This window comes from Kribbella sp. VKM Ac-2568, from assembly GCF_004345365.1.
GTDB lineage: Bacteria > Actinomycetota > Actinomycetes > Propionibacteriales > Kribbellaceae > Kribbella > Kribbella orskensis.
In genome coordinates, this window is sequence record NZ_SLVF01000016.1 from 147,847 (window position 1) to 159,382 (window position 11,536).

At 71.2% G+C, this 11,536-nt stretch carries 7 protein-coding genes and 2 pseudogenes; 6 read left to right on the top strand and 3 right to left on the bottom strand.

Features of this window, described 5'->3' with window-relative positions; genetic code table 11:
* Positions 1 to 112 precede the first annotated feature (112 nt).
* Entirely contained in the window at positions 113 to 895 is a 783-nt protein-coding gene (locus EV648_RS36365) for a GntR family transcriptional regulator (protein ID WP_132299975.1), read from the top strand.
* A complete protein-coding gene (locus tag EV648_RS36370; protein WP_241995944.1) occupies positions 885 to 1,886 on the top strand; it encodes a GDSL-type esterase/lipase family protein in 1,002 nt (333 codons plus the stop codon). Before EV648_RS36365 ends, EV648_RS36370 begins: the two co-directional genes overlap by 11 nt.
* Here the strand turns inward: EV648_RS36370 and EV648_RS36375 are convergent.
* The 3 genes from EV648_RS36375 to EV648_RS36385 all read right to left on the bottom strand — a co-directional run bounded on the left by EV648_RS36375 (position 1,870) and on the right by EV648_RS36385 (position 9,311).
* A complete protein-coding gene (locus EV648_RS36375; RefSeq protein WP_132299977.1) occupies positions 1,870 to 2,727 on the bottom strand; it encodes an alpha/beta fold hydrolase in 858 nt (285 codons plus the stop codon). The genes EV648_RS36370 and EV648_RS36375 overlap by 17 nt on opposite strands.
* An 86-nt stretch (positions 2,728 to 2,813) precedes the next feature.
* Positions 2,814 to 5,852: a glycine--tRNA ligase gene (locus EV648_RS36380; protein ID WP_241995946.1), complete on the bottom strand. Its 3,039-nt coding sequence runs from the start codon at positions 5,850 to 5,852 to the stop codon at positions 2,814 to 2,816.
* Positions 5,853 to 5,870: 18 nt separating this feature from the next.
* Positions 5,871 to 9,311, bottom strand: a complete 3,441-nt coding sequence (locus EV648_RS36385) for an AfsR/SARP family transcriptional regulator (protein WP_132299979.1) — start codon at positions 9,309 to 9,311, stop codon at positions 5,871 to 5,873.
* A gap of 196 nt (positions 9,312 to 9,507) precedes the next feature.
* Between EV648_RS36385 and EV648_RS36390 the strand changes: the two genes are divergently transcribed.
* The 4 genes and pseudogenes from EV648_RS36390 to EV648_RS45390 all read left to right on the top strand — a co-directional run.
* Positions 9,508 to 10,227, top strand: a complete 720-nt coding sequence (locus EV648_RS36390; RefSeq protein WP_132299981.1) for a hemerythrin domain-containing protein — start codon at positions 9,508 to 9,510, stop codon at positions 10,225 to 10,227.
* A gap of 60 nt (positions 10,228 to 10,287) precedes the next feature.
* A complete protein-coding gene (locus EV648_RS36395) occupies positions 10,288 to 10,740 on the top strand; it encodes a nuclear transport factor 2 family protein (RefSeq protein WP_132299983.1) in 453 nt (150 codons plus the stop codon).
* Between the two features lie 83 nt (positions 10,741 to 10,823).
* Positions 10,824 to 11,165 (top strand): annotated as a pseudogene (locus EV648_RS36400) (DPP IV N-terminal domain-containing protein); the annotation flags it as partial.
* A gap of 2 nt (positions 11,166 to 11,167) precedes the next feature.
* Positions 11,168 to 11,422, top strand: a pseudogene (locus EV648_RS45390) (DPP IV N-terminal domain-containing protein); the annotation flags it as partial.
* Positions 11,423 to 11,536: the final 114 nt, after the last annotated feature.

The following is an 11,536-nucleotide window of genomic DNA, read 5'->3' on the forward strand; positions in this document are numbered from 1 at the left end:
GTGAGGGTTATAACGCGGTGTGAGGCGACCGTCGAGATGATGTCGGCAGGCGTCGCGGCGGCGGCTGGGCTGCGGTAGGTTATAACCTCCCGACCGCCTGAACGGAGGACCGATGGACGAGCAGAACGGGAGCCGCCCGACCAAGGCCGAGCTCGCGTACGGGCTGGTCCGGGACCAGATCCTGCGCGGTGAGCTCGAGCCCGGGGCCGTCATCCAGCAAGGCCGGCTGGCCCATGAGCTGGGGATCAGCACGACGCCCCTGCGGGAGGCGTTGCGGCGGCTGATGAGCGACGGTCTGGTCGAGCTGGACGCCCACCGTGACGCCCGGGTGAGCACCCTGAACGCCGAGGAGGCGCGGGATCTCGTCGAGATCCGCCGGTCGCTGGACCCGCTCGCCGCCGGACTCGCGGCGGAGCGCCGGACCCGGGCCGACCTCGAGCTGATCCGCGCCACCGCCGCCGACCTGGCCCCGCTGCGGACCGACCCCAAGGTCGAGGAGCTCAGCACGCACCGGCTCTTCCACCACGCGATCTACTCCGCCTCGCACAACGACCTGCTGGTCCAGACCCTCGACGGACTCTGGGACAAGGCGGACCGCTACCGGCGGCTCGCGCTGAAGGTCGAACGCAGCCAGGAGGACCTGGACCGCACCCACGCCGAGCACCTCGCCCTCGTCGAGGCGGTCGCCGCGGGAGACGCCGAAACCGCCGCCGCGGTGATGCGCGACCATGTGGATGCCAGCCTCGGGGCCAAGGCCGCCACTCGCCTGTACACCTCGGCCGCCGCCACGCCGTCCACCCCAGCGGCTCGTGCGACCCCCCGCGCGAGCGCAGTACCGTCGTCCGCGCGGCGCGGAGCCGGTGCGGCGGAGAGGGTGGTGCGCAGTGGGAGCTGACCCGCTCTGGACCGGCTACCGGCATCGGGAGATCGATGCCGCCGGGTGGATGACGTTCTGGCGGCTGGACCCGCGCGAGCAGTCGTTCGCCCTGACCGACTGGGTCGGTGTGCCGGACCGGCCGGGCCACCGGTTGTGGTCGCGGGCGGCGACGCCGGCCGGCGTACGGGCCGCCTGGCTGACCTCGGCGGCCACGGTCAGCCTGGAGATCCGGGCCGAGCTGGACATCTACTCGCTGATCGCGCCGGTCGACTTCCTGGTCGACGGCGTCCTGCATGCGCGTCGCCCGGTCGAGGCAGGCGAGCAGCGGATCACCGTGGAGCTACCGCCCGGGCCTGTGCGGTTGGAGATCTGGCTGCCGCAGGCGGGCGCGATCGGCGTACGGGCGGTGTTGTTCGACGGTGAGGCGGAGCCGCAGCCACCGGTCGGGCCGCGGTGGATCACCTACGGCAGCTCGATCACGCAGTGCACGGGAGCGTACGGACCGTCCGAGACGTGGCCGGCGCTGGTGGCCCGCGAGCACGGCTGGGACCTGGTCGCGCTCGGCTTCGCGGGCGAGTGCCATCTCGACCCGATCGCGGCGCGGACCATCCGGGATACGCCGGCGCGACTGATCACGCTGTGCCTGGGCATCAACATCTACGGCGGCGAGACGTTCAGCGGGCGGACCCTGCCCGGGCAGGTCGAGTCGTTCGTGGCGACCGTGCGCGACGGGCATCCGCACACGCCGATCGTGGTGATCACGCCGCTGCACGCACCCAACGTGGAGGGCAAGCCGAACGCTCTCGGCCTCACCCTCGACGACGTGCGCGCCTGTGTGGAGCTCGGCGCGCGGGCGCTGGGCGATCCCGAGCTGCAGCTGATCGACGGCCGCACCGTGCTCAGCATCGAGGAAGCCCAAGCCCTGTACGTCGACGACCTGCACCCGGGGCCCGAGGGCTACCGCCTGATCGGCGAACGCCTCGCCCCCCTGCTCACCCTGCCGCTCTAAGGAGCTTGTCCAACCTGGCGGCGAACTCCTGGTGCTCGGTGCCGAAGCCACCGTGGTCTCCGGGGAACGCGGCAACTTCGGTTCCCAATCGCTCGGCCAGGACCCCCGCGGCCCGCACCCAGGGCTCGCCGTTCGAGCCCTCACCGACAGCCGGTACTACGCGGGTCGGCGCCGCGGCGAGCGCAGCGAGGTCCGGCTGGTACGCCGCGAACGGCGGAACCTCGTAACCAACGAAGAACGCAAAGTTCTCCTGCATCCGCGCCACAGTCTCCGCATCAGCCTCCGCATCCGGCCCGGGCGGCTGCTCAGCTTCCGAATCCGGCCCGTCGCCATCCGCACGGTCGGCGGCGAAGCCGGCGTTCAGCTTCTCCAGTGCTGCCCAGGGACCGGCGGACTGGAAGGTCTCTTCGACCGAGCGGATCATCGTGCGCCAGTGGTCGCGGTCTTCCAGCAGCTCGAACAACGGCGGTTCGTGGGCGACGAGTGTGCGGACGAGTTCGGGATGACGAGCTACGAGGTCGAGCGCGATGATCGCACCCGAGCTGTTGCCGAAGACCTCAGCCGGCGCGTCCGCGGCGACGCCCACTGCCGCCAGCACCCGCGCGGCGTCGTCGCTGTGGACCTCGATGCTCTGCGGTTCGGCCGGACCGTCGAGCGGACTGCGGGAGTTGCCCCGCCGGTCGTAGGTCACCACCGTGTACCGGTCGGCGAAGTGCTGGGCGAGGTCGGCGTACCCCGCGGCGTCGTAGACCCCGCCGCACACCAGCAGCAGAACAGGCCCGGCCCCGCGAACCTCGTAGTACAGGCTCGCTCCGGGGACGGACAGGATGTCGGTTCTCATGGCACCTCCGCTGGACGGTGACCGGCCGAGTGGCCGGTCACCTCTTGGTCGGGACCACGATCAGCTTCTTGACATCCCGCCCGACGTCAGGACGCCAGGCTGGTACCGAGCGCCTGCCAGTCGAGTACCGGGGCGGCGAGGTCGCGGATGGTGGCGAGCAGGCCGAGCCGCGCGGCGCGGACCTCCGGGTCCTCGGCCATCACCAGGATCTCCTCGAAGAACGTGGTGATCGGCTCGACCAGCACCTCGGCCGCCGTCACGAACTCGCCCAGCGCGGTCGGCGCCGTACCGACCTTCTGGACCGCCTCGTGCAGGACCAGCTCGGCCGGCTCGGTCAGCTTGGACGGGTCGTACTGCGCGGTCACGTCGGCCGGGACGATCCGGCGGACCCGCTGCAGTACTGCGACCAGCTCGGCGAACGACTCGTTCTCCACCTGGCGCTGGAGCTCCGCGAGGGTCTCGTCGGCGGCCGCGGGAGCCTCCGCGAGCGACAGCACGGCGGCGACCTGGAGGTGGTCGTCACCGCGGTCGATCAGCTGCTGCTCGTACCGCCGGACGGTGAAGTCGGCGACATCGGCCAGCGCGGACTCGGACACCTCGATGCCCTGGGCGCCGATCTGCTCGGCGGCCGCGGCCAGACCGGTGGACAGCGTGATCGCCCGGAGCTCCGGGTGCTCGCGCAGGATCGCGACGACACCCGCGGCCGCCCGCCGCAACGCGAACGGGTCCGAGCTCCCGGTCGGCTTGGCGCCGACCGCGAACAGCCCGGCCAGCAGATCGAACCTGTCCGCCAGCGCCAGGATCGCTCCCGGCGTGGTCGACGGCACCGGATCACCGGCGGCGCGCGGCAACTCCATGTCGAACAGCGCCTGCGCGACGGCCTCGGACTCACCGGCACGGCGCGCGTACTCGCGGGCCATCGTGCCGGCCAGGCTCGTCAGCTCGACCACCATCTGCGAGCCGAGGTCGAACTTGGCGAGCTCAGCGGCCCGCCGCAGCGCGGTCAGGTCGTCACCCTCCAGCCCGGTCTTCTCCGCCAGCGCCTCGGCGACCTTCGCGATCCGGCCGGCCCGCTGCGCCATCGAGCCGAGCCGCTCCTCGAAGGCGAGCTTCTCCAGCCCCTGCTTCATCGCCTCGGGCGTGCTCTGCAGGTCGGCCCGCCAGAAGAAGGCGGCGTCCTCGTACCGGGCGCGCAGTACGCCCTCGTTGCCGTTGCGCACCGTCGCCTCGTCGACCGAACCGTTGGCGACGGCAACGAAGTGCGGCAGCAGCTTGCCGTCGGCGTCGCGGACCGGCAGGTAGCGCTGGTGCTTGCGCATCACCGTGGTGAGGATCTCCGACGGGAGGTCCAGGTAGTCCGGCGAGAAGTTGCCGAGGATCGCGGTCGGCTCCTCGATCAGGTTGACGATCTGGTCGACCAGGGTGGACTCGCCCTCGACGTCGACAGTGCCGCCGACCTCGGCCGTGAGCCGCTGCGCCGCCTCGATGATCTGCGCCCGCCGCTTGGCCGGATCGGCCTCGATGCCGTGGATCCGCAGCAGGTCGAGGTACCCCTCGGCCGCGGCGATCTCGACCGTCGGCTGCGCGGCCGTGCGGTGCACCCGGGTGGTCCGGCCGGCGGCGAGCGTCGACACGGAGACCGGGACGACCTGGTCGCCCAGCAGTGCGACCAGCCAGCGGACCGGCCGGGTGAAGGAGAGCTTGGAGTCGTTCCAGCGCATGTTCTTGTCCGAGCGCAGACCGTTGACGATCTCGGCCAGCACGCCGCTGAGCACCTCGGCGGCGCCACGACCCGGATCCGGCTTGGTCACCGCGACGTACTCGACGCCGTCCACCTCGAGGTCGTGCAGCTCGGAGGTCTCGACGCTCTGGCCGCGGGCGAACCCGGCGGCCGCCTTCGTAACGTTGCCCTCGGCATCGAATGCGGCGGACTTGCGCGGACCGCGGACGACCCGCTCGGCATCCGGCTCCCCCGCCTGTACTCCGGCGACGAACGCGACCACCCGGCGGGGGGTGGCATAGGTGGTGATGTCGCCGTGGCCGAGGCGGGTCGCGGCCAGCTTCTCGGTGAGTGCCACACGGACCGACTCGGCGGTCTTGGTCACCTCCGACGGCGGCATCTCCTCGGTGCCGATCTCGAACAGCAACTGCCGGGTGCCGCTCATGGTCGGGAACTCGGTCGGCTCCGGGGCTGCGGCCGGCAACTCGGCGATCCCCAGCGGGTGCTCGAGCTCGGTCCTCCGCTCGGCCCAGAGCTGGGCGACCTCGCGGGCCAGGGTGCGCATCCGGCCGAACGCCTTCGCGCGTTCCGTCGTACTGACCGCGCCGCGGGCGTCGAGCACGTTGAACGCGTGGGAGCAGCGCAGCACCATCAGATGAGCGGGGACCGGCAGGCGCGCGTCGAGCATCCGCCGGGCCTCCTGCGCGTACTCCTCGAACAGCCGCCGCTCACTGTCGACATCCGCGTCGTCGAGGTAGTACCGGCTCATCTCGTACTCCGCCTGGCCGAACGCCTCGCCGTACGAGATGCCCGGGGCGTAGGCGATGTCCTTGAAGTGCGAGACACCCTGCAGCGCCATCATGATCCGCTCGATGCCGTAGGTGATCTCCACCGACACCGGGTCCAGCGTCATCCCGCCGGCCTGCTGGAAGTAGGTGAACTGAGTGATCTCCAGGCCGTCCAGCCAGACCTCCCAGCCCAGCCCCCAGGAACCGGTGGCCGGGTTGGCCCAGTTGTCCTCGACGAACCGGACGTCGTGCGCGTCGGTGTCGATGCCGAGCGCCTCGAGGCTGGCCAGGAACAGCTCCTGCGGGTTGCCCGGGTCCGGCTTGAGCACCACCTGGAACTGGGTGTGCGTCTGCAGCCGGTTCGGGTTCTCGCCGTAGCGGGCGTCGTCGGGGCGCACGGAGGGCTCGACGTACGCGACGCGCCACGGCTCGGGACCCAGCACCCGCAGGATGGTCGCCGGGTTCAGCGTGCCGGCCCCCACCTCGGTGTTGAACGGCTGCACCACCATGCAGCCCCGGTCGGTCCAGTACTTCGTGAGCGCGAGCAGCGCGTCCTGCATGGTGAGCACGACAACCTCAGGTTCGGTCAGGGGGATCTCGGCGGCCGGGCCTGCCACCGCATTCGACCCCCGAGTCTATTCGCCCCCTGAAGTGCTTTCGTCACGCAGGACCACCGGTCGCCCGCTCCAGCCGCTTATCCACCCGGCCCCGCGGGCCTCCACGGCCGCCGCGGTCTGCCGATCGCCGGGCCGGTCGCGCTGCCGCAATGTGGTGGCCAGCTCGCGTGCGGTCGCGGCGGCGAACGGCCAGAGCTCGGCCGATTCGTTGCGGTCAAGAGCCGTCTGCAAGTGGTCAACGGCCAGGTCGAGCTCGCCGACCGTCCGGGCGAGAAGGCCGACCTGGTGCCCGGCGAAACCGGCGATGGTGATCCCGGTACCACCGATGACGACCCGGTCCTCGTATGGCGCCAGCTGCGCATACAGCTCCCGGGCAGCCTCCGCGGAGCCCAGGGCGGACCAGAGCTCCGCGCGGATCGCGAGATGCGTCAGCCAGAGATAGTCCGGCGGCACCTCAGGCTGCTGATGCCACGGTCCCAGCGCCGCGCCGGCCTCTTCGATCCGCCCGGCCCTCACCAAGGCCAGCGCGTGCCACTCCCGCAGCAACGCCAGCCCGGAGAGGGCGGCTGCTTCGGCAAGCATCGGCTCGATGGCCGCCAGCGTGCCTCGGGCCAACCCGAGCGTCGCCGCCAGGGCGACGGGAAGTGAGGCGGCTCCGGCCAGCGTCGTACCTGCGTGGAACTCGGCCGCCGTCTCGATAGCTCGCTCGGCGTCGTCGAACCGGCCCCAGCCCACAGCCACGACCGCGTCCGCCCAGACGAGCGTGACCAGCACGGGCGCGAGCGAGTACGTCTCGGCCAGCCCGCGGGCGCGCTGATAGTCCCGCAGACCCGCGGCCACCTCACCTTGCTCGAGCTGATCCCGGCCACGGAACACCAGCGCCCGCGAGACCGCCACCGGATCGTCCGCCGCTTCGGCAAGGTCCAGCAGCTCGCGAGCAGCCGACAACCGCTCGCCCAGCAGTTCCGGACGCTCGTAGGCGAGATGGCGGAGCTCCAGGATCCTCGCCAGATCCTCCGGGCTTCCGTACCTCCGGGCGAGTGACTCTGCCTCCGTCGAGAGCGCCACGGCCCGTTCGACCGTGTCCGGCTGGTAGTAGATCTCAGCCGCCAGAGCCGCCAGCAGACGTGCCCGCACCACCTCGTGTCCCGGCGGCAGCTCCCGCAGGAGTCGCTCGAACAGGGCGACACCGGTGAAGTCGACCACCAGGTACTCGCGCCAGCTCCAGATCGCGTCGGTGGTGACTGCCACCGCGGCCGTCGCCGCCGCGACCACATCTCCGGCCTCGAGGGCAACCTCCGCAGCCTCGCGCGCGGCGGCCCAGGCCTGGATCTCCTGCCCCGCCCGCTTCCGGGCCCGCGCCAGACCGAGCAGTACGTCGTACCGGTCTGTGGCGGAGGCGGTGCGGTCCCGCGATACGGACGTCAATGCCAGATCCTGCAGCCGAGCCGCCTCCGCTGGAGCGGACTGTCGCGCCGCGAGCTCGGACGCGCGGACGGCATAAGTCCAGGCGGCACGCGCGTGGTCCGGGCCGGCTTCACCGTAGTGGTGGGCGAGCTCGGCCAGTCCGATCCGCCCGGTCCGCTGCTCCAGCAGCCCGGCGATCGCGGCATGCAACTCGCGCCGTCGTCCCAGTGGCAACCGGACGTAGACGGCCTCTCTCACCAGGGCATGGGTGAATCGGAGATCGGGGCCATCGGCAACGATCAGTCCGGCCAGGAGCGCGGCCTCGGTGGCAGCGACGGCTTCGGCGGCGGTCAGGCCTGAGGCCTCCTCGACGAGGTCGGCATCGAAGGCCGCTCCGTAGGCCGCGGCTGCCTCCAGAAGCCGTTCCACTTCGTCGGGCAGTTGAGCGATCCGCTGGCGCACCACGTCCCGGACGCCGTCCGGAACCCGCAGCTCGGCCGCACCCGATTCGGTCAGCTGCCGCTGGTCCGCGAGCAACCGGATCAGCTCGCCGACGAAGAAGGGGTTGCCGTTCGTCCGTCGAGCCAACGCTGCCGCGACCGTCTCGGGGATCTCGATGTCGTGGTGGAGCCGCGCGTAGGTCCGGATGCCCGTCTCATCCAGCCCGCGGAGGCCGATCCGGACCAGCTCCGCCCGGGCGAGCTCGGCCAGCACTTCGGCGACCTCCGGCGTGATGTCCGCCTCCGCATCACGGCTGGTGAGAACCAGCAGGACCGGCAGCCCGGTCGCCATCAGCCCGAGCCGCCCCACCAGGCGCAGGGTGTCCCCGTCCGCCCGATGCAGGTCATCGAGCACCAGCAAGGTCGGTCCCGCCGCCCGCAACAACCCAGCCGCCGCCTCAGCCAACCGAAACACCGCAGTATTCGCATCCAACACTTCCGCGGCCGGATCCGGAATGAGCGATGCCAGCGGTGTTCTCGCCCTCGCGGCGTCGTCGGCCGTCGGGATCAGGCTGGCCAATGCCTGCGACCACGGCCAGAAGGGCGGCGCTCCGGCGGTCTCCTCACAGCGGCCCCAGCCGGTGTTCAGTCCCATCGCCGCGGCCGTCGCGGTCAATGCCCGGGCCAGACCGGTCTTGCCGATCCCCGGCTCCCCGGTGATCAGCACCACGTTCCCCCGCCCCGCGGTCGCCTCGACGAGCAGCCCGGCAAGCCGGGTCAACGGCTCCTCCCGACCAACCAGGTGATCCCCGCCGCCCGGTCGGCTGGTCGCCGTAGCGGGGGCCGGGGCAGTGGTGCGGGCTGCGCGCGGGGAGGCGTCCAGGGTGGGTTCCTGGTCGAGGATTGCTTTCTCCAGACGCCTCAGTTCCGGGCCGGGGTCGACGCCGAGCTCGTCGGCGAGGATTCGCCTGGCTCGCCGCAACGCGTCCAGCGCGGCGCCCTGGCGCTGGGATCTGTAGAGCGCCACCGCGAGCAGCCCCCAGGCTGATTCCCGCAGCGGGTGGGCGGCGGCCAGTTGCTCGATCTCGCCCACCACCCGCTTGTGGTGGCCCGACGCGAGGTCGGCCCGGAACCGGTCCTCGGTGGCGAGCAGGCTGAGCTCCACCAGCCTCGCGGCCTCGGCTGCCAGCGCCGGCGCAAGGGCGGTGAGGTCGGCGTACGGGTCGCCACGCCAGAGGCTCGCCGCTGCGCGGAGGAGGTCGCCGGCCCGGCCCGGATCGGTCGCCAGGGCTTCGCGGCCGGCGCTCACCAACTCCTCGAACTCGACCACGTCGAGCTCGGCGGCGGCCAGCGAATAGCCCGGCGGCTGAGTGACGATGACCCGGGCCGGCGCCCGGGCCGCCCGGTCCGGCTCGAGCACCCGGCGGAGATTCGCCACGTAGGACTGCACCGATACCAGGACCTTCGGCGGCGGGTCCTCGCCCCACAGCTCATCCACCAGGCGGGACACCGGGACGACCCGGCCGCCGGACGCGATCAGCAGGCCGAGCAGGGCTCGCTGCTTCTGGCCACCGAGCTGGACCAGCCCCCCGTCGGCATCGAGAACCTCCATTGGCCCCAACACCCGAAACCGCACGCCTCGAACCTAACCGGCCGGCCTCCGGTTGTCAGCGGATGCCTCCAAGTCGGCTCCAGGCGACTTCCAAGAGCCCGGTCCCACGATCGGAGCATCCGACAGCAAGCCGGACCGTCCGAGAGGAACCGGTCCAGCCAAGAGGAAGCGGATCACCCGAGAGGAAGGAAGGGCGATGACGAACCGGACCACGGACGAGCACCGGCTGCACGGACCCGGGCTCACCGACGTACGGATGATGAAGGTGGCGCACAGCAACTTCCGCCGCGAGCTGGGGCTGAGCCCTGCCGCCGTACGGCGGACCGCGGCCGGCGACCGCCGGCGAACCGCGGCGGTGGCGGACCACGTGGAGTTGTTCCTGTCGCTGCTGCATCACCATCACACCATCGAGGACGACCTGCTGTGGGAGGCGTTGCTCAAGCGCGTTCCGCACGAGCTCGCGCCGCTGGTGCACGTGATGCAGAGCCAGCACGAGCAGGTGGCCGAGCAGTTGGATCAGGCCCACCAGGCGGTGGACACGTGGCGTCGCACGGCATCAGGCACCGACGGCGAGCACCTCGCGTCAGTCCTCGACACCCTGTGCGCGGCCCTGTTCGAGCACTTGCACGCGGAGGAGACGCACCTGCTGCCGATCATGGCCAGGCAGCTCACGGCGGCGGAGTGGGAGGAGTTCACCGAGCAGGGGATGTCCTCGATCCCGAAGCGGAAGATGGTGCTGGGCTTCGGGATGATGCTCTACGAAGGCGATCCGGAAGTGATCGACCTCGAGCTTCGCAAGCTCCCCGCGCCGGTACGCCGCCTGCTGCCGCCGCTCGGCCGCCGCGCCTTCCGCCGCTACGCCCGCCGGATGCACGGAACCACCACGCCGCCACGCGGTGTCGGCCTCATCGCCTGACCTTTCGAACCGAAGTCGCCCGGCCTTTGAACCCGAATCTATGAGTTGAGGAGAACCACCATGACCACGAACACAATTCCCGCTGTCGATCTCGTCGCCGCCCGGAACAGGAACGAAGCGACCTGGAGCCGCTCCAGCAAGCTGCTGTACGCCGGTGACATCGAGGCGTTCGTCGAGTGCTGGACCGAGGACTGCCGCTACGAGGCTGCCTTGCCGGTGCCCGGTATGCCACCCGTCCTGACCGGCCACGAGACGCTGCGCGCAGCCTTCAACGGACTGGTCGCACAAGCCCGGAGCATCGCCGTCCACGATGTCCTGTTCCACCAGACCGTCGATCCCGCCGTCGCCGTCATCGAGGAGCGGATGGTCGCGGAGTTCCTCGACGGCGACAAGTACGAGAACCGGCTGATCATTCGCGCGACCTTCCGGGACGACCGGATCGCCGAGCTCGTCGAGTACTACGGCCAGTTCGCCCACCAGGATCTGCTCCGCAAGCTCGGTTTCACGTCCTGATCGGATGGTCCGGCCGGAACCTCTTGGAACCCCGGCCCCGACAGGCTGGCCGTCCGCAGGGTGCCGCCGACGGAGGGGAACCGATGGCCGAGGATCTGCCGCAGCAGCTGGCGCGGACCAAGAGGTTCCGCGCCGGCGCCGCGAGTGCGTTCGCCGTCGTCGACAACGGGCGGTTCGTCACCTTCCTGCGGGACGAGGCCCTGTGGGTCTACGACACGACGGATCGCCGAGAGCGGCGGGTCACCGCGGCAGCGGCGTACCGGGGTGGTGCCGGCGCCCTGCTGTCGGTCCTCCGCCAAGGGGAGCTGTCGGTCGTCGACCTGGCGGCCGAACGCGGCGAGGGTTTCTGGTGGGCGCCCGACGGTCAGCGGTTGCTGGTCGCCCGGGTGGACGAAAGTCCTGTGCAGCTTCGGTATCTGGCGGACCCATGCAGCCCGAGAAGGCGCCGACGCCGTTCCGCTACCCGGTCGCCGGCACCGCCAACGCGGACGTCAGCCTGTACGTCGTCGACCTGGCCGGCGAACGACGTGAGGTGCGGTGGGACCGGGAGCGGTTCGAGTACCTCGTCCAGGTCGTCTGGGCGGCCGGCAACCCGGTGATCGCCGTCCAGACGCGCGACCAGTCCTGCCTCCACCTGCTCGAGGTCGACCCCTCGACCGGCTCCACCACGCCGGTCCGGGAAGTTGCCGACAGCAACTGGGTCGACATCCTGACCGGTACGCCGAACCAGACCGCGACCGGCGAACTGGTCTGGATCGAGCGAGACGCCGAACACGACACGTTCCGGCTGCTCGTC

Coding starts and splice junctions, on each gene's coding strand:
- EV648_RS36365 (WP_132299975.1), top strand. CDS start 113: ATGGACGAGCAGAACGGGAGCCGCCCGACCAAGGCCGAGCTCGCGTAC.
- EV648_RS36395 (WP_132299983.1), top strand. CDS start 10,288: ATGACCACGAACACAATTCCCGCTGTCGATCTCGTCGCCGCCCGGAAC.
- EV648_RS36390 (WP_132299981.1), top strand. CDS start 9,508: ATGACGAACCGGACCACGGACGAGCACCGGCTGCACGGACCCGGGCTC.
- EV648_RS36385 (WP_132299979.1), bottom strand. CDS start 9,311: ATGGAGGTTCTCGATGCCGACGGGGGGCTGGTCCAGCTCGGTGGCCAG.
- EV648_RS36375 (WP_132299977.1), bottom strand. CDS start 2,727: ATGAGAACCGACATCCTGTCCGTCCCCGGAGCGAGCCTGTACTACGAG.